The following is a 19,698-nucleotide window of genomic DNA, read 5'->3' on the forward strand; positions in this document are numbered from 1 at the left end:
CAAGCTTCAGGCGTAGTCTGTAGCCATTAGCATGGGTCTCAGTCATGCCATGTATAGCGCTTTTAACGGTAAGGCGATATAGGTGGAATGATTGTTAATAGGTATACCCATGCAAAAAATAGTAATTGTTGGTGGCGGTGCTGGTGGTCTTGAATTAGCCAGTCGCTTAAGCCGCACCCTCGGGAGAAAGAAACAAGCCGAAATTACCCTCGTCGATCGCAGTCGAACCCACATCTGGAAGCCGCTATTACACGAAGTGGCCGCCGGTGTAATTGATAAGCATTCAGACGGTGTGGACTACGCCATTCACGCTGCGGCTCATCACTATCGCTTTCAATTAGGTGAAATGTGCTCGCTTAACGCGCAAGCGCAAACTATAACCTTGTCGCCTTTAATCGACGAAGAAGGGACACAGGTTTTGCCTGAACGCGAGATTCAATATGACCAGTTAGTGCTGGCGGTTGGCAGCGTGAGTAACGACTTTGGTACACCGGGTGTTGCTGAGCACTGCTACTTTCTCGACTCGTTAAAGCAAGCTGAACGCTTTCACAGAGCGCTTCTTAATCAGCTAATCCGCATCAACCAGCAAGAAGATAAAGACGCCAAAATTGATGTCGCTATAGTAGGGGCGGGAGCAACCGGTACTGAGCTAGCCGCTCAACTTCACCATGTGGCGAATTTGTCCAAGGCTTACGGAATGCCAGACATGTCAGCTTCTCGTCTTAAAATTACTATAGTAGAAGCCGGAGATCGAATTTTACCGGCATTGCCAGAGCGTATAGCAAACTCTGCAAGAAAAGCACTGCATAAGTTGGGCGTAGACATTAAAGAGCAAACCATGGTGGCAGAAGCCGACGCGAAAGGGCTGATCACGAAAGACGGTGGTCGGATTGACGCTGATTTAATGGTGTGGGCTGCGGGGGTGAAAGCACCGGACTTCATAACAAAGCTTGCGCTTTTTGAAACGAACAGAGCCAATCAAATTCTTGTTGATAAGCAGCTTCGCAGTTCATCTCATAAGAATATTTGGGTGTTAGGCGATTGCTGTGGTTTCCAGCAGGAAAATGGGAAGTGGGTGCCGCCTCGAGCGCAGTCAGCCCACCAAATGGCGGATATTGTTGCGCATAATATAACGTCGTTATTTACTCAAAAAGACACGAAAGATTTTACTTACAAGGACTATGGATCCTTGGTCCACTTAAGTAAATACAGCACGGTTGGAAGCTTAATGGGCTCACTGTCAAACAGCAGTATGTTCATTGAAGGGCGTCTAGCTAAGTTGGTTTACGTTTCTTTGTATAATATGCACCAGTTTGCAGTACACGGAAAAATTAAAGGTGCTCTAAAGCTCCTTGTGAAGAAGTTAAGTCAGGCCATCAGCCCTAAGCTGAAGCTTCACTAACCACATGTAAAAAAAGCCCCATGTTTGGGGCTTTCTTAAATCATAAATTTAGTTCGCTGGGACTAAATGTAAATAGCTATTGTTTCACGCCTTCAACGTGAAGCTCTAATTCTACCGTTTGCGATGCTGGGCCTAAATCATAGTCGATGCCATAATCTTTAAGTGCAATCGTCGTTGTGCCCATAAAGCCTGCACGATAGCCGCCCCATGGGTCTTTGCCTTCACCAATCTTTTTGGCTTCAATTGTAATAGGCTTTGTTACACCATGAAGCGTGAAGTCACCCATTACATCCATCATGCCATTGCCTTTATCGACAATTTTTGTACTGACAAACTTCGCCTCTGGAAAGTCGTCAACGTTTAGGAAATCGTCGCTCTTAAGGTGCTTGTCACGCTCTGCGTGGTTTGAGTCGATACTGTCGGTATCGATAGTCACCATAATTTTTGCTGCACCAGGTGCTGCGTCGTCGTAACTAAAAGTACCTTTAAAATCGTTGAAGCGACCAGTAAGCCACGAGTAGCCCAAGTGTTGAATTTTAAAGTTGATAGACGCGTGGGCGCCTTTGCTATCAATCACATAATCTGCGGCGTTAGCGGTGCTTAAAGACAGCGCAGCGGCCAGGGCAAGTGTTAACTTCTTCATCATTTCTCCTTTTTCCTCAATATCATCGAAGCCGTAACATCTGCTTCAGTGTGTCATCGTTACTAATAAAGTGGTGTTTCAGCGCAGCCAGCGCGTGAATGATCGCCAATACAATCACTGACCACGCAATATAAAAATGGGCCTCTCCTGCAATGTCTTCTTGATTTTCAAAGAACTCGCCCATTGCAGGTACAGAAAACCAATTAAATACGTCGATGCTTCTTCCATCGGCCGTTGAAATTAAATAGCCGCTCGCGAATAGCGCGAGAATCAAGATGTACAGAAGCCCATGACCTATGCGACTCAACTTTTTCTCTAGCGGGGCGCCATGTGACGGCGGCCTTGAAGTAAAAACGCGCGTGACTAAGCGAATAATAGTGATGGCAAGCAAGATTAATCCAACGCTCTTGTGCCAATGCGGAGCTGTCTTATACCAGTCGCTGTAGTATGTGAGGTCGACCATCCACAGCCCTGAAGCAAACATGCCGACGATGGCAATGGCAGATATCCAATGCAAAATAACTATAGGTCTGGACCATCTTGGTTTCATATCACTTCCGTTATTACTTACTTGCAATCAGGTTGTTTAAACCTTCAGCTAATCGCGTTATTTCAAACGCTAAATGACCGCTGAAAAAACACCTCATGCATCAATTGAATCTAGTGTATTTCTAATTACGTTGGCTAAACATCACATTTAATGGGAGTGTTCGTTCTTGTTTTTAGAACGAATGCACAGCAAACAACCCACCAAACCTGAGTCGCGACACGGTTAGTTTTCTAAGACGTGTCGTTTAATGGTCGATAAAATGCGCTAAACACCTCTATTAAACGCGCTAAATACTCTTATAGTTTAAATAGGCAGTAACAAAAGTGGCTGCTTTGCTTCAATGTTGTTTAGTTCAGTAGAGGTTGTACGCTTTGCGCGTTTCGTACGTTTTGTTGGCCGTTATTCTGCCAGCATTATTTTCATCACTAGTATCCGTCTCCGTATTGGGAGAGGGAAGAAGTGTGCAAAATATTGCGGGGCAGTCGAACAGTGAAAATACGCTCTCAACTCTCATTAGCGAATGGGAAAGCTCCGCTTATGAAGTATCTGACGACGACATTGATGATGGCATTTCGTTTGTCGACATCACCGGTGGCTTGGAAAAATACCGGTTTTCGGCGGGTAAAACGATTGATGCAAAAGCCTTTACTAAGCAGCGCGCTAACATCATTCGAGGGCCACCTTCTTTCACTTAATCATTAAAAAACTGAATTTTTTATTTTTGATTAGGAGAAAGGTATGCACGCCTTAAATCTATATAAAACCGAAGCTATCGATACATTGGCATGGCCGGTTGTTGAAAACACCATTACTGTAAAATCATCTGCTATGGCTGTCTTCACTGACTTTAAGCAGCATTTACCACACGTTATTGATGCGCGAACACCGGCTACGAAAGTAGAGTCGATCATGCGTCAGTCTCATGTTCGTATGATGCTGGTGGTAAACAGTGAGAACCGTTTCGTTGGTATTGTGACCAGCCATGATGTAGGTGAACAGCAAATCATTCAGCGTGTAAGCGAGCTCAAGATTAAGCGAGAAGAGCTCACTGTTCATGATTTCATGCGTCCCAAAACCTCGCTCATGTCGTTCGATTTCAGTGAGCTAGTACGTTCATCAGTGGGAGACGTGATAGAAACACTCAAAGACTACGGGCAGCACCATTGTCTTGTCATGGACAGAGACAGCCATGAAATTCGTGGTGTAATTAGCGTCAGTGATATTGCGAGAGAGTTGCGCTTGCCCCTTGATATACAAGGTAAGCCTACGTTCGCCGAGCTCATCACTATATTAGCGGCTTAAACTTCCATTTTATAAGTTTTGGACCATACTTTTACTGCGCGCTGTCGTTAAACAACGCGCAGTAAAACGCATATAGTCCACAATGCAATTTGGCTATGTGCTGACCAGAATATTAATAAAAATGATTAGGTGGTTGTATGAGGTACGCGCATGGTGAGTTTATTGTGACTCTGTGTGGTGATTCGGTAGTAATACAAGCCTACGGGCCTTGGAATAGGGAATGCGTAAAAAGTTTTGGTGAGGAATATCGTACCAGCGCGGAAGGGTTATTTGGAAAGGTGTGGTGTAATATCGTGTGCGTTACAGGAGAGTCGCTGCTGATACCCGATGCAGAAGCACAGCTGCGCGAGCGTACGGCGGCAATGCAACCTTTGGGCTTGACTCACGTTGCGGTTGTATTAGGTGATTCGACAGCAAAAGCAACGACTAAGGGGCAACTCAAACGCGTGTACAAAGGGCTCAATATCGAAGTTACGTTTGTTGAACTATTCGAAGAGGCCGTTGAATGGCTTTCCGAACACAGGTTTAGTATCGAACCAGATGGTATCTCATCACATTTAGCAAAAGTAGCAGCAAAGCAAGCGTCTTAGTTGGGGACGTTTTAAGTGAATTGTTAACTAGCAAGCGAGTTGGTACGTATTTCGCAAATCAATGCATAGATAGCTAAAAAATCTTGTTGCGATTGTTTGATAAAACGAGGCGAAATTATGAATAGATCACCATTTCCTACCAGCGTAGTAACCAAAGCGTTCACTTGGGCTTATCAAGAACTGGGTTTAAATATCAAACAAGCTTCTGAAATATTAGGTATTTCTCCTTCATCTCTTGCGCAAACTACCTTGCTTGGTTTTGAAAGCGGCACAGCGGAGTACCGAAAGCAGCTTGCATTTATTCGTATGTATCATTTACTCATCTCATTGTCAGAAGGGGACAGTGAACAAATGAAAACGTGGTTTAGTAGCTACAATATTACGCTTGAATCGAGTCCTCTTGAGATGTGTAAGGGATACGATGGTATTGAGCGTGTGGCTGACCAGCTGCGTAAATTAAAACAGACTGAATCTGGCAGACAAAACGCGCTGGCTATTGTTGAGTTCTCTCACAATGCTCACACTTCAAAAATGGGCGCTGTGTTTCATTAGTCGACTTGTCGAGCTTTACTGTCAATCTCGACAATAAAGTCGGCACATATTTGCGCTTGAGTAATGGGTATCATATGCCCTGCGTTAGGAATTATTTTCTGTACGGCCGTGTCTATTGAAGAAGTAACAGCTTCGATATGCTCGCTTGGCTTTAAAATTGTGTCCTTTTCTCCATACAAGATACCCACTGGACATTGGATGTCATTGTAATAGTTCTGCTGTCTATGCAGGCTACCTTGTGCAGAGACTGTATCTCGGCTTCCTTCATAAAAGCTTCGCGAGTGAAGCGCGAGTAAGCCGCCGCCTTCTATAGAAAAGGGTGAAGGAACCGGCTCTGGGTGAAAGATTTGAGCAACCTGCTTTCGTCCCAACTTTGCTCTTAACGGGCTGGCGATGGTTTTAGCTACACTACTGCGTACGAATTCATTAGGTATGTACAGTACCGAAAGTGGGCCTGCACCACCTTTTAGTGGCGTGGTTAACGGGCATAGCAATGACACAGATGTGATTCTTTCAGGTGCGTCTATCGCCATTCTTAATGCAATACCCCCGCCCATCGAATGACCTGCAATACTGGCTTTTTCGATTCCCTCTTTTTCCATCCATTCTAATAACATTTTGCTTTGCTGCTCAAAGCTGGCTGATGTGGTTTTGTATCGGCTAGAAAAACCGCTACCAGGGCGGTCTACGGAATAAACCGTGTAATGCTGCGCAAGGGTTTTGGCTAATTCATTAAAGTTGTTACTATTGCCTAGTAAGCCGTGAATAAGTAAAAGTGATGGTCCATTCCCTTGTTTTTGCCAGTGAATAATTCCTCCCTCGACAGGGGTAAGTTTTCCCGACGGCCGAAACGCTGACTCGATGCTGCTATCCATTTTTGCAGTAAACCAAATAAGACCTACAAAGATACAAATAACGACAAGTAAAATAATCAGCATGTTGCGTTTCCAAGATTGGGGAGAAATTAACCTATCGGGTTACCATTGAACGGTCAAGTTACCAATGAGTTATAGTCGCAAGTTATTCGCGTGATAAAAACGCAAAATACATTATACGCCATACCATTAAGAATATAGGAACTGAAATGGAATTACCGATAACCCACTCTATCTCGATAGATGAGAGCGAAGCCGAACTTCAGGCTATTCGGGCTCAGGGTAGTGGCGGACAAAACGTCAATAAAGTAAGTAGCGCAATACATTTGCGATTTGATATCAATAAGTCGACCTTACCAGACAAGCTAAAAGCCAAATTACTGAATGCGAAAGATAGTCGCGTCACCAATGACGGTGTATTTGTGTTAAAAGCACAAAATTTTCGTACTCAAGAACAAAATAGAGAGGATGCGTTAGCGCGCCTTGTCGCGTGGATTAAGGCCGCAACTGTAGAACAAAAGCCGCGTATAAAAACTAAAGCGAGTCGAGCGGCTAAAGCCCGTCGTTTAGATGTAAAAAAACAACAGGGCGCGAAAAAATCTATGCGTAAGAAAGTGGAATTTTAAACAAAACTAATCTAAAGTATAAGGCCTGTTAGATGTCATTTCGCAAGACAACGGAAAATTCTTACAATAACAAATGAATGTGTCTTGTGCTTGTGCTAATTATTGGAACTTAGGGAAGCATACAAAGTGACGCGTTCGAACGTTATTCCTATGGTGCTATTTGCAGCCATAGTAGTGTCGCTTGGGATTAATACACCGCAAGCCGCAAACGAGATTATTGCTCGTTTGTTTAACAAGTCTATTTCTAGTACTGAACTACAGCCTTCACAGGCAGACGTTGATCGTTTTCAGTCTATTCTCACTGACAAATCAGAAAAAGAAGTGCGCAATATTTTGGCGCAACGCGCGCTTGGTAACAAAATTACCGAATCTGTACTTTCTGATTTTGCCGATAAAAACGCGATAGAGCCCAACGAAAGTGAAATTCAATCTGCGTATTCCGTGATAAAGCTGTGGACAGTTGATTTAGACGAAAATGGCGCCTATCACAACGACGAGTTAGAGCGTTACCGTCTTGCGATGGCCGAAGGCATGGCTAAAAGTTGGAAAGTATCTAAAGCGCTTTACGAGGCCTACGGCGGCGATGTGGTTTTCCAACAAGATAACCCTTTAACACCTGTAGGTGCTTACCAAAAGCTGTTTGAGCAGTATCGAGAACAAGGTGAGTTTGTCATTTACGACCCTGTCTTTAAAGCAGCGTTTTGGAGCTCGGTCAAAATGAAATATGCTAAAACCTACGACCCCGATAACATAGATTACTCTCTTCCTTGGTGGGAAAAAAGTATGACTGCTTCAGGTAAATAGCTTAAATAAAGCCCTGTTTTTACGGGGCTTTTTTAATTATCTTCAAAAAATCATTTTTCAGTGGAATAAATCGCTTTCTCTAATCGTTATCTCAGTGTCCTTTATGAAAAACGGAGATAACCGGATGAAAAAGTTAAACACTGCAATTGCACTAGCGTTAGGTATCGTATCAACGTCGGCCTTGGCTCAAGAAGCCACGTTTTCTGCGAACACTTCAGCGAATACCTCTACATCGCTTTCGCTATCAAGCGGTACAAACACCCAATCTGCTACTCAAGTAAATGCGCAGACTTCTACTGAAGGCGAAGCAACTACGCAAAGCCAAGTGTCTACCGAGAGTTCAGCCGATGCTGACGGACAGTTATCAGCATCACAAACGTCCACTGATGGAGCTGCTTCTGCAGCATCAGACATGGCTAATTCTATGACCACGTCAGTGGCAGGAACACTAACGGGTAGTGCTTCAGGTTCATTATCTACACTGTTATCTGCGTCTGAAAACGCTGAACAAATCGGCGGGGCAGAAGGTGAAGCAGAAAGTACAGCCCAGACCGCGCAAGGTTTGGCATCAAACCAAATAGGGTTGCTAGCAAACAATAGCGTTAACAATAATGCAGGTGGTTCGCTAAATGGTAGTTTAAGCAGTGCACTTAATAATACTGCAGAAACAGCAGCAGGCAGTATCTTATCGAGCACGGCAGGCAGCACGGCTTCAGGCGCCGCTGAAAATGCGGTTAACAGCGGCGTAGCCAATACAGTAGCAAGCTCTGTTGAAGGTGCAGTGTCAGGTGCTGTCGAACACACTGTGTCTGCTACGGTGGCAAATACGGTAGAGAGCACGGTTGCAAGCACGGTAAATAATACAGTGGCAAGTACCGTCGAGAGCACCGTTACCGGTACGGTTAACGACAGTGTAGCTTCAAGTATCTCAGGTGCACTTGGCCTTTAATTTTACGGCCTAAACCACTGGTGGGAATAGAGCAATCTTGAGCTAGCGCTGTAAACAGCCACCTTAAAATCTGAGTTCGGCTTGTCTAACTAGAAGGCAGGCCGCTCATTAAGGCCTAGACTGAAGGCGCGAACACATGACTTCTCTATTGTGCAGCTTTGGAGTCTGTTGACCTTTAATGTACAAAAAGGTTGTCAGGCACCAATTAAAACCAGCCGCTCAACTCAAAACTCACATCTCCCCATACTTATAAAGCCATAAACGCCCTCGCTAATTTTTACTTTCTCTGTGATAGGTATCGACAATGAAAACGCAAACAACCCAACATTCATCAGCAAAAACCAACGTTACTCTTGGCGGCCGCAAACGCCTTTCACTTGCAGCAACTGCTGTCTTACTTAGGTGTAGTGCAGCCTATGCGGGCGCTGATAATCAGCCCCATGACGATAAAAGTGCGGATCATGCTGAAGCAAAGCATCAAACTATTTCATTCTCAGGCTCTGGGTATATAGGGTACCGTTCTGATAGCAACGTAAGTGTAAGCGAACTCGATACAAATTCAGATGCAGCCGACGGCGCTTTACAGGCGGAGGCGCAGCTAAAGGTATCGTTGATGCCTACAGCTAAGTGGGAAAACGTACTGTCGATAAGTCAGGCTAATACCAACTATCAAACCTTAAGTGAGTTTGATCTAGGCCTTACCACATTGTCTGCAAGCACCAGCTATACGTTTGACGTTGCTAAGCTAGGTGCGCACTACTATCACGCTAGTGCCAAGCTAGACGGGCGAGACTTTTTAACCTACCAGCAGTATGGGCTATCTGCCGGAAAATTATTGGGGCAGCGCACTTATTTGCGCCTTAGTAGCGACATTATCGATAAACAATTCGAGAACACGCTAGAAGGGGCACCTATTCGAGATAGTGAAGCCGTTGCCGTGCGCAGTGACCTTTTTTACTTCTTCGAAGGGGAAGACTTTTTCCAAATCGCACTTAAGTATCAAAATGAAGATGCTCAAGATAGTGTGTTCGATTACATAGGTAAGGGGGTGGATCTTGCCTACACCTATCCTATTGCGATGTTTAATAAACCTCTTAAGCTGAAAGTTGGCTATCAGCTAGACTTGAGAGACTACGCCTCAGAGAAAGATGGAGGTATAGGCAGGGAAGACGACAGGCATGTTGTTGAAATGAGTGCAGACTATGCCATTCACAACAATGTCGATATAAAACTGTCTACCCAATATGGCGACTATGCCTCGAGTGTCGATGGCGCAAATTATAAAGAAACCATCGCCGAGTTAGGTGTTAACGTTCATTTCTAGTGAACGTTAATGCAAACCTTACAATTAAAGGTGTTTTGGAATTTAAGGCAGCACGCCAAAACCAAATACGCTGTCTCGCCCGGGAATTCCCGCATCTAAAGCTAGCTTCTGCAGTTTCAGTAAAGCAGCGTTTCTTTCTTGCTCTGCACGTAAGAAGCATGCATACAAGGCGGTAACGCGCGGTGAAGCCATAGAGGTGCCCGTTTGCCTCACCGTTTTTCCATTGGGGTGTGCAGCATCTACCGACACGCCAAACGCAGCAAAATCCACGTAATCTCCTTGATTCGCCCACCTGTAAATTGCATTAGATTTATCAACGGCAGTAATACCTAATGTTTCTGGATAAGCGGCGGGGTATAAAGGTAAAGAGGCCGGCCCCTCGTTGCCCACCGCAGCTATTATTTGAATACCGTTATTATCCAATTGTTCTATTACCCGCGCTAAAATAGGGTTGTCGGGACCTGCAAGGCTCATGTTGATGGCATCTACCTGTTGTGATGCAAGGTAGTTGAGGCCCTCAATTAGCGACATTAACGTAGCCCCTTGGCTAACGCTGTTTCGAGAATAAAAAACGCCAGCATTAAAAACTTGGCTTGATTCTGGTAGCGATGATGCTAATAAACTCGCTACAGCCGTGCCATGATCATAAGAAATGGGTACGTCTCCCACTCGATCAGTCACCAGACTTTTTTTAGTTTCTTTGTTTGTTGGATTTGTAGCTGTGTTGGTGTTTTGGCCAACAATAAAAGAGGCTTGCGTAAGGTTTATGTGTGACAGCATGGGGTGAGTAGGCACAACATGCGTATCAACCATTCCAATACGCAGCGGTGTGGCACATGCTTCAAACTTTTGTAATGGTGATTCTTTTTTGGGGTCAGCTTCTGGTTTGTTTTCAGTCTTTGTTGCGTTGTTTTGCGATAAGTAAATATGGTTTCGGCCAATTTGAGACTGAAGCTTTTTCGGTAAACTGTTGCGAATAGACGACACCTCATCTTTATCACCTGTGACTTTTACTTTAAAAAGCCACTGAGAGAGAGCGGGTAAAAATTGGGCCTGTTGTATTTCAATGTTGTTATTTTGAAAATGTATGCTGTCTGCTTCTTCCCCTAAAAAAAGCCATTCATTTTCGACAGCAAAAAAACCATTTTCAACCATAACTTCATTGACAATTACCTGACCTGATGAAGATAGAATAGTGGCTGTCTCAGGGGTGGCGAATTTAGGAGAAGGAATACTGTTAACCACGCCCGAGACCAACGCCGTTGCGCTATCCACTCCTTCTATAGATGATTGCACGCGTCGTTTTGCTTCCTCGCGAATGGCGGTTAAATCGGAAGGTGTTCTATCAATTATTGGGCGCACTGGCGACACTACTTGATTCAAAGTTCCTACGAGTTGAGCTTTGGATATTGATGCCGCAAACAAGCTCATAACTCCCACCATAAGTGCGTACTTCATTTTGCTGCCTTTACATTAATGTTGGTGCAGTTCAGTGATAAGAGAAGGAATGGCATAAATTGTGCCATAGTCCTAAGCAAGTATTACCACTGCCTTATATTGTAGTGACGAATAGATAGAAAAAAAATTCCAATGCGAATGGCACGGTAATCCATACCATTGAAAAAAAGATGCAATGCAGCGGAATAAAAATAACAGTGGCTCGTTAAAAGAGTATTGATAACGGAAATCTTCACGAAGGTACATGAAAATGAAAGATGAGTTGACAGAACTCGTCCCGTCATTGCGAAAATTCGCATATTCGTTGACGGGAAACATACATGATGCTGATGATTTACTTCAGAACACGCTTGAAAGATTACTTAGTAAACCGATCCCTGAGCAAGTGACTTTAATGGCATGGGCATTTAGAGTGTGTCGTAATTGCTGGATAGATGAGTACAGAGCGAAGAAAGTGCGTGCTAATGCCTGCGATGTTCTTTCTCATGAAGCGCAGTCTGCAAATCAATTAAATATGGATGAGGCGGTGACGCAAGCGATAACGTTAAAACAGGTTTCCAGTGCCATGGACGAACTACCATGTGAGCAAAGAGAAACTCTTTCTTTAGTGGCGGTACAGGGAATGAGTTACGCCGATGCTTCTGAAGTTTTACAAGTGCCAGCAGGGACCATCATGAGCCGCCTAGCCAGAGCAAGAGTGAAGATATCAAACTTATTAAACGGGCAAAAAGAGGTGCTATCGTGATCTTAACTGACGAGAAACTCTCTGCGTTTTTAGATGGAGAGTTAAACACAGCAGAGATGGACACAGTCCGTGAAGCGATAGTGCAAGATGCATCCATTTCTGACCGGCTCGCCGCACTTGCAGAAGTAGACAGAGTAGTAAAAGTAGCGGCAGAAAAGGCGACTGCAGTTGCGCTACCCAAAGAAATCGTGGCCCTTTTGAGTGATGAAAAACAGCTGAGCCAAGAAAGCGAAGTACAGGCCTCTGACGTGAGCTTAGTTAGCGAAAGCTCGTCAAATCAAAGTTTTGGGGAAAATGTTAAGCCGTTTCCAAAGAAGGTGGACGCAACTAATAGTGGGCTAGGTGTGCAAACAAAGTGGAAAGGACCTTTTGCAATAGCGGCGAGTGTAGCGGTATTAGCAGGCTTAGTATTTTTTAATCAACAAGGGGCTGAAACAGCACAACCTTCTCATTGGGCTAACGTTTCGTCTGTGCTCGATGAAAATCTTTCGGGTGAAACTACCTCGTTCGTATCCGGCGTTGCGGTAACGCCACAGTTGTCTTTTTTAAACACTGAATTCAACTACTGCCGACAAGCTGAAGTTGCATCACAAGATGAACTAAGCGTAATGATAGCTTGTAAGGACAAGCAAGGCACATGGCAGCTCGCCGCTAGCAAATTGGATGAGGTAGGCGAAATAGTAGGTGAATATCAAACGGCTACTAGCGCCAAATCACTGGAAGATGAGTTAGATAAAATGATGGCATCGGCGCCATTAAACCGAGAGCAAGAAAAAAGCGCAATAGAAGCAACTTGGCTATCTGATAAGGCCAAAGGAGTAAATGATGAAAACTAAGATTTTGTTAGTAATTGCGGTAATAATTATGGCGGGCTGTGCAAGCCAACCTGACTATAGACAAGCAAAGCAAGGTGGTTTTGGCTATACCGAAAGCAAACTGAGTGACACACAATACCGTGTTCACTTTAAAGCTAAAGGAACAGATAAGGCCAAAGCTATGGACTATGCTATGCTGCGTGCCGCTGAGCTTACGCTTCTAGAAGGTTACGACTGGTTTGTTGTTACCGACCGCGAAACGCTAGTCGATAAAGAGACGGTTCAAACTACACCTACCGCTGGGTTTAGCCAGCGGTACGCACGAGTTACCGATTGTGGTGTGCTTACATGCCGCACTTCTTATCACCCGACTACTCAATTTGAAACCGGTGTATTTGTGGGTGGTTCCCAGAAGAGTGAGATTGAGAGCATTCTAAACATTGAATTAGGTAAAGGCACGCGCCCTTCATCAGTGACCAGTTTTGATGCAAGGGAAGTACGTGAAAATCTTCAGCCGAATATAGAAGAGTAATGTATTTCACCGGCCATTCCTTAAGTTCGGGCGGTAATATGGTGAAATCGGTCTTCTAAAGTATCAGCGTTATGCATTTATAGGCTGAACAAACAAGAAGGGCCTCAACGTAAAGTTGCGGCCCTTCTTAATTTTGCATTAGCAAACGTTTACGCTTGCTAACAAGCACCCTCTCGTTTGAGCACTGAAGAAAACCGAAGCTATTAGTTGAAGTAAGCGTCTACTTCTTTTTCAGCCTCATCACGGGTTTTGCCGTACTCTTGCTGAATTTTTCCTACTAATTCTTCGCGGCGACCGTCGATAACATCTAAGTCGTCATCGGTAAGTTTGCCCCATTTCTGCTGTACTTTACCTTTCATTTCTTTCCAATTACCTTCAATACGATCACTGTTCATAATTTGCTCTCCTTATCTAAACAATTGGTTGAAAATACTGGCAATAATATTCACCAGCTATTTTACCTAGAGCAAATGATGTTCCATCGTTTATCTTATTGAAAAGGTTGTCTTTATTGCATTTTTTAAATGGTAAGTTCAAGGCTTTTTATGCAGTTCTTACAAACGCTTGAAAACACTACAGGCTCATTGAAGCTATGTCAGGCTAACGTTTTTGCAAAGGCTTCGCTGTCTTGCCGTTTTTCTATTTTATGCTGATCTTCGCTACGACCTTTTTTCCAGTAGCTACTAATGTAAATGTTATTATGCGCTACGGCTTTTTCATCTTTTAGCCATGTTCTGATAGTGCGCATATCCGAGAATTCGCACGCTACCCAAACTGCGGGTGTACCCTCTAGCCATTTAAGCTGAGTAAGGCGATTAGATAAGGTGTTTTCAAACTCCCATATCACCTCAATACCCTCAGGTTTTTTAAGCACCACTGCGTCTCTTTCGTCTTCAATACGGATCACGGCATAGCCTTTGGCATCAGAGGGAAGTGCCGCTAAGTGATTTCTAATACTAGGAAGAGCGGTCATATCGCCTGCTAGCAATATCCAGTCATAATGGTCGCTTAATCCTTTGCTAGAGCCTGGACCTGCCAATGTAATAACGTCACCAGGTTTAGTACTGGTTGCCCATGCTGAAGCTGGTCCTGTTTTTCCGTTATCTGCGTGAATAACCATATCCAAAATCATTTCAGGCTTATCCGCATCAAAGTGAGTAACAGTATAAGTGCGCATTGCCACTTGGCCCATTTCTTCAGGTTTTTTAAGCGGGCTTCCGTTTTTATCGAACATAAGCTTTACATAAGCACCCGCCCCTACGGCAGGGAAAGTGCGGAGATCTTCACCACCTAAAAAGACGCGCTGCATAGTAGGGGTTATACGAACTGATTGTGTCACAACAGCTTGGCGGGGTTGGGGTTTAGCCATTAGTTTCTCCTTAAAAATTTAAGGTGATTTTATTTGATAATAGTTCTCATTACCATTTCTTTAGAAGGAATGATAACGTTTGTTAAATTCTATTTTTTAGATTAAAGGAAAGATATTTAGAACACTGACTATCAGTTGATAGATAAGCACAGCGAAGTGGGGTTTTAAAAAGGTACTAATTTGGAAAATAGGAGGCAAAAGAAAAGGGGCTAAAAAGCCCCTTAAAAAACCACAACATAACTTGGAAAACACATTTACACACCATAAAGACGCACACTCAACGACTTCATGTACTAAGTAAGATAGCCTAATTCTCAAAAGGTTCCGTTTTTATAAAAATAAATGGTAAAAAAATAAATACCTTTGAAAAGCTTCGATAAAACAACCGGTGCGCACCTTTGGTATTGGTTTTTAAATCTTACTCGTGGCGGCTAGCTCTTTGCAGCGCTATATAGACTACACAAGTGGTAAGGGCAATTAGCACTGATGCTACAGCGAAAGGCAAGGCAATGTTAACTTGGTATATCACTGCTGCGAGTGGTGGTCCTATAACATAGCCCATGGCGGTAGTGGCCGTAATTAACCCAGTAACAGTTGCTTGTTGAGAGGGCGCGCAATAGGTTGTTGCGGCTGCGGCTAATGATGGGTAGGCCATACCCATACCTAACCCCATTAATGACATGGCAATATAAAGCACAAACAATGAGTTTTGAAGGAACAGTAACAGGTAGGCCAATCCTAATAGAGGAAGTGCGAGCGTAATCATTGTCTCTTTACTTACACGTCCTCTTTGAACCCATCCAAATTGTGCAGTAAGAGACGCTGCGGCACTGATCATCATTGCAAATCCTACTTGTCGTGCAGCTTCAACGGGCGTGTAATGATAAAAATCGATAAAAAAGAAGCCTAGCGACTGCTGCATCATTGCCATAGCGCAGAACACGCAAATACACGCAGCTACAAACACATAAGGCACTTTGGTGGGAGCTTGGTGGTCTTCGCTTGTATGCACAGCTGTCTGTTGCTTAGATAAAGGGGGTAAAACTGGCAGCTTAAAATACACCAACGTCAGTGCTAACAAGGTTAATAAAACAATACTGTACAGCGGAGCTAATAAGCCAAACCCCACCAATAACCCCGCGTAAGCTGGACCGACAATTTGCCCGACATTGCTTGCGGAGGTCACTTTACTAATAGCACTTACCCTAGCCTGCGGCGAACTTATAGCCACAGCGTAACCCACGGCAGAGGGCGGCGTTGCAGACATTATGGTGGATTGTAAACTGCGACTTATTAATAACGCCAGAAACAAATTGGTGCCGCTAATTAAGCCCGAAAACCCTGCCATCCAGGCGCTAGCAAAGGCAAATGTTCCCAAGCTATAGCCAGTTAGCCCCACCATCAGAATTCGCTTAAACCCAGCGCGCTTTGCTACTTTGCTCCACACATTGGTGCCAAACGCGAAAATTAGCGCTGAACTCGACATAATTGTGGCTATGTGAAACTCAGACAGGTCAGCCTGGCGTCCCATAGAAGGTAATGTGGTTAGCATGACGCTTTGACCAACAGATGTCGCTAGCAATGCACAGAAGAGAACTTTAAAAACAACAGTAGATGCGGATGGCGATAACACGCAGGTGGCTCTTTATCTATGCGGACTGGTATTATTTATATTATCACAGTAGAGGATAAAAAAATGCCCGCCAAAGGCGGGCCAAAATCAGAGGTATGTAAAGGCCGGGATGGGCCTTTGAGGGGAGAGGAATGTCGTCGGGTGACAACTCACTAATAATATCGACGACATTACCAGTGTCCTCACTATGGTCTCGCTGAAGCAACACACATGTACTTCAACGAATCCAAATAGGGTCAACAATCCCTTGCTGCACGAGACATCACTGTCAGTGCTTGCGATGTAGGCACTCAGAGCTTGTTTGCAATCCTTATGAAACAAGAGCCTTGCATCCTGCGAGTTTATCTAGGTTATCTATTACCTAACCTCATCATCGACCAGCAATTTCACGAATCTTCTTCAGTCATCCTTAAATTTCAAAAACTGATACATCCTTATATCCTTGGTAACCATTCCATATGCTTCCTATGTCGTTACCTTCAATCTTTGATATTTATGTAACTTGGCCTCTCCGTCGCTAAAGCCTTCCTAGCTACAAATTACGTTCTGAACTCATCCGTTAGTCTAATGTATGCGTGAACTGTGCCAAATATTAAGTCATTTTGAAATTCTATATATGATATTGAATTGTAAGGATTTATTGTTTTTTATGATTTTTAAATTGTTGTGTAAGCAGTCGAAAAATATAGGACTATGTAGATTTTTCTCAGTAGCGTGTAGCGTTTTACAAACAGGTTTTGGAGGAGGGATTAATTACTTATTGCACAGTTATAGCGAAGATATGTATTGCTTCAGAGTTTCGTTTAGCGCATAAAAATTAGCGAATTGTGATAATGTGGTGCTGAAATCAACCCAGGTTAAAAGAAAATGAGAAGGCTTTTATTGCTGGCATGGCTCAGCGCTTTTTTTGCACACCCTAATGCCGCTGCCAAATGGCATTATGGCGAAGATTATATCATGGGAACCAATATCGAGGTTCAAGTCTGGGCAGAGGAGGACAATAAAGGTATAGCGGCGATTGAAAGCGTTTTTGAGCAAATGAATGCAGTAGATCAGATGATGAGCCCTTATATCTCGTCAAGCCAACTTTATGCCGTAAACAATTATGCCGCTAGCAAACCTGTGGTAGTAGATGAAGCTCTTTTCAACGTTGTTGAAAAGGCACTAACATTCAGTGAACTGAGTGAGGGTGCGTTCGATATAACGTTTGCTAGCGTGGGGTTTATGTATGACTACAGGTCGCGCACAAAGCCATCGCAAGAAAAAATAAACGGTGTGCTCGACGCAGTAAATTATCGTCATGTTGTTTTAGATAGTGCGTCGCGTTCGATCAGCTTCCTTCATCCAGATGTTAAAATTGACCTAGGTGGTATTGCTAAAGGGTATGCGGTAGATGTTTCTATTAATGCACTTGCAAAAATGGGAATTGAGCATGCGCTTGTCACTGCCGGAGGTGATACGCGATTATTAGGTGATAGGCACGGTCGCCCATGGATTGTGGGGATCCGAGACCCAAGAAATGAAGACCGACAGGCAGTTACATTGCCCCTTGAAGATATAGCTATATCAACGTCAGGTGACTACGAGCGTTTTTTTGAAGAGGGTGGCGAGCGATATCATCATATCTTGTCGCCTAAGACAGGTAAGTCGGCTTATGAAGTACAGTCGGTTTCTATTATCGGCCCTTCTAGTCTTACCAATGATGCATTGTCTACTACCGTGTTTGTGATGGGCGTACGTGCGGGAATTTCACTGATTAATACGTTGCCTGATTACGAAGCAATTGTGTTAGACAGTTCGCGCAAGCTGCATTATTCAAGCGGGCTAACGCAATGAAAAAACAGAAAGCACAGTGCTAACGCTTGCGCTGTGCTTTTCTATTATTTCTCTTAGCTTAATTTCAGATTGTACCGCTTACTATCGGTTCAAAAGCGGTGAGGCTATCCATTAATGTAGTATTCCCTAAGCCATGTCCGGGGAATAATTGAGCAAATTGCCCTTGCTCGCCATGTAACGCCAGATAATTTAATATCACGGTCTCAACTAGCAAGTTTACGTTGTTCGCTGCTGGCGTTGAGGCAGTTTCTACCGACCCGTCATTACGCATGTAGCCAAGCTGTTGGTGCTGCGCTTGTGTATCGGCATTAGCGCCAATTAACTGCGGTGCACCACCTGGATTATAAACAAGGAAGAATGAGGCGGATGTGGATGAATTATCTCCTGTCCATACCCCTTTCCCGCGCCCATTTTCGGAATCGTCGACCATGCCGTTACTGAATACCGAACCATCGCTGCAAACGTACATCATTAATGGCGTGCCCAAGCGTGCAGCATATTCTAAACATGCGCCCATGCAACGTCCTGCTCGCCTGTCTCGCACTTCGCCGGTTGCTCGGCTTCCATCGTGATAGTCGTAACCGCCCATGGTAATCGTTCCGGCACCCGCGAATCCATTCATCACTAGTTTCATAACCGATGCGGTTTTTCTAAATTCACCATCACCGTTAAACTCTTCTTCACTGAAGATACCCGATTCACCCACTATATTCGGATCTAACTCTGGGCTGAGTGTAGTCGGGTCGCCAAAGCGATCGGTGATATCTGCGCTTTTAACATAACCGCAGCGAACCATGTCTTTTATCACCTCATCAGCGGTAATTTGTGTATTAACCTTATTTAGCTTCATGTCGCTAATACGTTGGATAGACTCCATAACCGCAACGGAATCTTCTTGACTGAGCAAGCCAACTAGATCGCCGGTATCAACAAGCCCCGTGACATCTGCAGGTCTATCTATCTTGGTTGGACGTACGGCAGCATCTATCATTGCTGCAGGGGCCATAGAATTGCCACCGGAATCGCTATTGCGAGAGCCTATTAGCGTTAATAACGAGCCGTCTGCTCCCGCACGGTTTATGCCGTACATCGGATTGTGAGGATTGTTGCCTGTGTCATTTTCTGAGCGAGCAGGAATAACTGCTCCGTTGATATTCGCACGGTTGGTTATGCTGACTTTGTCTAAAATACCGTGTAAAAAAGCGCTGTCGCTGTGAAATGCTAAGCCCAATTCAGTATTAACAAAATCGGAAAGCCCCGTATCTGGGTTGGCTATTGAAGGCACCATGTCTCCAGGCAACCCCTGTCGGCTGTAACCCGAAGTGCTCAAGAAATCTAACTGTCCGCCACGTCCGCCAACAAGCACGTTTGACCCCGCTATGTTTGCGCCTCCTGCTAGGTCAAAAGTTATGAAAGGAATCTTGCCCGCCCCCTGAGACGCAATGCCACAACTGGCTTTCAGTGCTTCTAAATCTGGAGATAGCGCGGCGTGAGCTTTATTAGGATTAGCAAACAAACTTAATACCGAGCCACCCACTACAGTAGCTGCACCTGTGCAAAAGCCTTGTGCTATAAATTCTCGTCTTGTCATGGGCTTGCCGTGATCAAGATGATACAAGGGCGCATCTGCGCTGGCGGCCTGTTTAGGACGTTTTTTGAAAAAATGAGATGTTAATTTAGCCATGTTCCTTGT

The 19,698-nt window shown here is 44.3% G+C and carries 21 protein-coding genes; 13 read left to right on the forward strand and 8 right to left on the reverse strand.

Going from position 1 to position 19,698, the window contains the following annotated elements; translation table 11 throughout:
- Positions 1-109 precede the first annotated feature (109 nt).
- Positions 110-1,402 (forward strand): NAD(P)/FAD-dependent oxidoreductase, encoded by a 1,293-nt coding sequence (locus tag ACXAER_RS11085; RefSeq protein WP_474829211.1) that lies wholly within the window; start codon positions 110-112, stop codon positions 1,400-1,402.
- Positions 1,403-1,478: 76 nt separating this feature from the next.
- Here ACXAER_RS11085 and ACXAER_RS11090 read toward each other — a convergent pair whose 3' ends face one another.
- On the reverse strand, positions 1,479-2,045 hold the full coding sequence (locus tag ACXAER_RS11090; protein WP_474829213.1) for a YceI family protein: 567 nt from the start codon (positions 2,043-2,045) through the stop codon (positions 1,479-1,481).
- A gap of 22 nt (positions 2,046-2,067) precedes the next feature.
- Positions 2,068-2,595 (reverse strand): cytochrome b, encoded by a 528-nt coding sequence (locus tag ACXAER_RS11095; RefSeq protein WP_474829215.1) that lies wholly within the window; start codon positions 2,593-2,595, stop codon positions 2,068-2,070.
- A gap of 461 nt (positions 2,596-3,056) precedes the next feature.
- Between ACXAER_RS11095 and ACXAER_RS11100 the strand changes: the two genes are divergently transcribed.
- The 4 genes from ACXAER_RS11100 to ACXAER_RS11115 all read left to right on the forward strand — a co-directional run bounded on the left by ACXAER_RS11100 (position 3,057) and on the right by ACXAER_RS11115 (position 5,039).
- Complete coding sequence (locus ACXAER_RS11100) at positions 3,057-3,290, forward strand: hypothetical protein (RefSeq protein ID WP_474829217.1); 234 nt, start codon at positions 3,057-3,059, stop codon at positions 3,288-3,290.
- Between the two features lie 43 nt (positions 3,291-3,333).
- The gene (locus ACXAER_RS11105; protein WP_474829219.1) at positions 3,334-3,897 is read left to right on the forward strand and encodes a CBS domain-containing protein; all 564 of its coding nucleotides are present in this window, start codon (positions 3,334-3,336) and stop codon (positions 3,895-3,897) included.
- Between the two features lie 137 nt (positions 3,898-4,034).
- A complete protein-coding gene (locus ACXAER_RS11110) occupies positions 4,035-4,487 on the forward strand; it encodes a hypothetical protein (protein WP_474829221.1) in 453 nt (150 codons plus the stop codon).
- 117 nt (positions 4,488-4,604) lie between these two features.
- Entirely contained in the window at positions 4,605-5,039 is a 435-nt protein-coding gene (locus tag ACXAER_RS11115) for a hypothetical protein (protein WP_474829223.1), read from the forward strand.
- On the opposite strand, the gene ACXAER_RS11120 is transcribed toward ACXAER_RS11115, so the two are convergent.
- Positions 5,036-5,977: an alpha/beta fold hydrolase gene (locus ACXAER_RS11120; protein ID WP_474829224.1), complete on the reverse strand. Its 942-nt coding sequence runs from the start codon at positions 5,975-5,977 to the stop codon at positions 5,036-5,038. The two genes, ACXAER_RS11115 and ACXAER_RS11120, sit on opposite strands and share 4 nt — an antisense overlap.
- Before the next feature lie 146 nt (positions 5,978-6,123).
- Here ACXAER_RS11120 and arfB point away from each other — a divergent pair, with 146 nt between their 5' ends.
- The 4 genes from arfB to ACXAER_RS11140 all read left to right on the forward strand — a co-directional run bounded on the left by arfB (position 6,124) and on the right by ACXAER_RS11140 (position 9,617).
- Positions 6,124-6,540, forward strand: a complete 417-nt coding sequence (gene arfB / locus ACXAER_RS11125; protein WP_474829226.1) for an alternative ribosome rescue aminoacyl-tRNA hydrolase ArfB — start codon at positions 6,124-6,126, stop codon at positions 6,538-6,540.
- Between the two features lie 126 nt (positions 6,541-6,666).
- A complete protein-coding gene (locus ACXAER_RS11130) occupies positions 6,667-7,344 on the forward strand; it encodes a hypothetical protein (protein ID WP_474829228.1) in 678 nt (225 codons plus the stop codon).
- A 124-nt stretch (positions 7,345-7,468) separates the two neighbouring features.
- Positions 7,469-8,293, forward strand: coding sequence for a hypothetical protein (locus tag ACXAER_RS11135; protein ID WP_474829230.1), 825 nt, complete (start codon positions 7,469-7,471; stop codon positions 8,291-8,293).
- A 304-nt stretch (positions 8,294-8,597) separates the two neighbouring features.
- Entirely contained in the window at positions 8,598-9,617 is a 1,020-nt protein-coding gene (locus ACXAER_RS11140; RefSeq protein ID WP_474829232.1) for an outer membrane beta-barrel protein, read from the forward strand.
- Between the two features lie 42 nt (positions 9,618-9,659).
- On the opposite strand, the gene ACXAER_RS11145 is transcribed toward ACXAER_RS11140, so the two are convergent.
- Positions 9,660-11,075 carry a S8 family serine peptidase gene (locus ACXAER_RS11145; protein WP_474829234.1) on the reverse strand — a complete coding sequence of 472 codons (1,416 nt, stop codon included), beginning with the start codon at positions 11,073-11,075 and terminating at the stop codon, positions 9,660-9,662.
- 250 nt (positions 11,076-11,325) lie between these two features.
- Between ACXAER_RS11145 and ACXAER_RS11150 the strand changes: the two genes are divergently transcribed.
- From ACXAER_RS11150 to ACXAER_RS11160, 3 genes are read left to right on the forward strand one after another with little or no spacing between them, the layout of a single operon-like run.
- Complete coding sequence (locus tag ACXAER_RS11150) at positions 11,326-11,820, forward strand: RNA polymerase sigma factor (RefSeq protein WP_474829236.1); 495 nt, start codon at positions 11,326-11,328, stop codon at positions 11,818-11,820.
- A complete protein-coding gene (locus ACXAER_RS11155) occupies positions 11,817-12,656 on the forward strand; it encodes an anti-sigma factor (protein WP_474829238.1) in 840 nt (279 codons plus the stop codon). The genes ACXAER_RS11150 and ACXAER_RS11155 overlap by 4 nt, the downstream gene beginning before the upstream one ends.
- A complete protein-coding gene (locus ACXAER_RS11160; RefSeq protein WP_474829239.1) occupies positions 12,646-13,167 on the forward strand; it encodes a CC0125/CC1285 family lipoprotein in 522 nt (173 codons plus the stop codon). Before ACXAER_RS11155 ends, ACXAER_RS11160 begins: the two co-directional genes overlap by 11 nt.
- A 203-nt stretch (positions 13,168-13,370) precedes the next feature.
- On the opposite strand, the gene ACXAER_RS11165 is transcribed toward ACXAER_RS11160, so the two are convergent.
- The 3 genes from ACXAER_RS11165 to ACXAER_RS11175 form a co-directional block, all read right to left on the reverse strand.
- A complete protein-coding gene (locus tag ACXAER_RS11165) occupies positions 13,371-13,562 on the reverse strand; it encodes a CsbD family protein (RefSeq protein ID WP_071816347.1) in 192 nt (63 codons plus the stop codon).
- A gap of 200 nt (positions 13,563-13,762) precedes the next feature.
- Entirely contained in the window at positions 13,763-14,536 is a 774-nt protein-coding gene (locus ACXAER_RS11170; protein ID WP_474829241.1) for a siderophore-interacting protein, read from the reverse strand.
- Positions 14,537-14,954: 418 nt separating this feature from the next.
- The gene (locus ACXAER_RS11175; protein WP_474830566.1) at positions 14,955-16,118 is read right to left on the reverse strand and encodes an MFS transporter; all 1,164 of its coding nucleotides are present in this window, start codon (positions 16,116-16,118) and stop codon (positions 14,955-14,957) included.
- 918 nt (positions 16,119-17,036) lie between these two features.
- Here ACXAER_RS11175 and ACXAER_RS11180 point away from each other — a divergent pair.
- A complete protein-coding gene (locus tag ACXAER_RS11180) occupies positions 17,037-18,005 on the forward strand; it encodes an FAD:protein FMN transferase (protein WP_474829243.1) in 969 nt (322 codons plus the stop codon).
- A gap of 64 nt (positions 18,006-18,069) precedes the next feature.
- On the opposite strand, the gene ACXAER_RS11185 is transcribed toward ACXAER_RS11180, so the two are convergent.
- Complete coding sequence (locus ACXAER_RS11185; RefSeq protein ID WP_474829245.1) at positions 18,070-19,689, reverse strand: hypothetical protein; 1,620 nt, start codon at positions 19,687-19,689, stop codon at positions 18,070-18,072.
- Positions 19,690-19,698: the final 9 nt, after the last annotated feature.

It is taken from the genome of Alteromonas sp. AWJ4_199, from assembly GCF_056159165.1.

Bases quoted from the DNA above. Each gene is read 5' to 3' on its own strand.
- ACXAER_RS11085 (WP_474829211.1), top strand. From the start codon at position 110: ATGCAAAAAATAGTAATTGTTGGTGGCGGTGCTGGTGGTCTTGAATTA.
- ACXAER_RS11090 (WP_474829213.1), bottom strand. From the start codon at position 2,045: ATGAAGAAGTTAACACTTGCCCTGGCCGCTGCGCTGTCTTTAAGCACC.
- ACXAER_RS11095 (WP_474829215.1), bottom strand. From the start codon at position 2,595: ATGAAACCAAGATGGTCCAGACCTATAGTTATTTTGCATTGGATATCT.
- ACXAER_RS11105 (WP_474829219.1), top strand. From the start codon at position 3,334: ATGCACGCCTTAAATCTATATAAAACCGAAGCTATCGATACATTGGCA.
- ACXAER_RS11110 (WP_474829221.1), top strand. From the start codon at position 4,035: ATGAGGTACGCGCATGGTGAGTTTATTGTGACTCTGTGTGGTGATTCG.
- ACXAER_RS11115 (WP_474829223.1), top strand. From the start codon at position 4,605: ATGAATAGATCACCATTTCCTACCAGCGTAGTAACCAAAGCGTTCACT.
- ACXAER_RS11120 (WP_474829224.1), bottom strand. From the start codon at position 5,977: ATGCTGATTATTTTACTTGTCGTTATTTGTATCTTTGTAGGTCTTATT.
- arfB (WP_474829226.1), top strand. From the start codon at position 6,124: ATGGAATTACCGATAACCCACTCTATCTCGATAGATGAGAGCGAAGCC.
- ACXAER_RS11135 (WP_474829230.1), top strand. From the start codon at position 7,469: ATGAAAAAGTTAAACACTGCAATTGCACTAGCGTTAGGTATCGTATCA.
- ACXAER_RS11140 (WP_474829232.1), top strand. From the start codon at position 8,598: ATGAAAACGCAAACAACCCAACATTCATCAGCAAAAACCAACGTTACT.
- ACXAER_RS11145 (WP_474829234.1), bottom strand. From the start codon at position 11,075: ATGAAGTACGCACTTATGGTGGGAGTTATGAGCTTGTTTGCGGCATCA.
- ACXAER_RS11150 (WP_474829236.1), top strand. From the start codon at position 11,326: ATGAAAGATGAGTTGACAGAACTCGTCCCGTCATTGCGAAAATTCGCA.
- ACXAER_RS11160 (WP_474829239.1), top strand. From the start codon at position 12,646: ATGAAAACTAAGATTTTGTTAGTAATTGCGGTAATAATTATGGCGGGC.
- ACXAER_RS11165 (WP_071816347.1), bottom strand. From the start codon at position 13,562: ATGAACAGTGATCGTATTGAAGGTAATTGGAAAGAAATGAAAGGTAAA.
- ACXAER_RS11170 (WP_474829241.1), bottom strand. From the start codon at position 14,536: ATGGCTAAACCCCAACCCCGCCAAGCTGTTGTGACACAATCAGTTCGT.
- ACXAER_RS11180 (WP_474829243.1), top strand. From the start codon at position 17,037: ATGAGAAGGCTTTTATTGCTGGCATGGCTCAGCGCTTTTTTTGCACAC.
- ACXAER_RS11185 (WP_474829245.1), bottom strand. From the start codon at position 19,689: ATGGCTAAATTAACATCTCATTTTTTCAAAAAACGTCCTAAACAGGCC.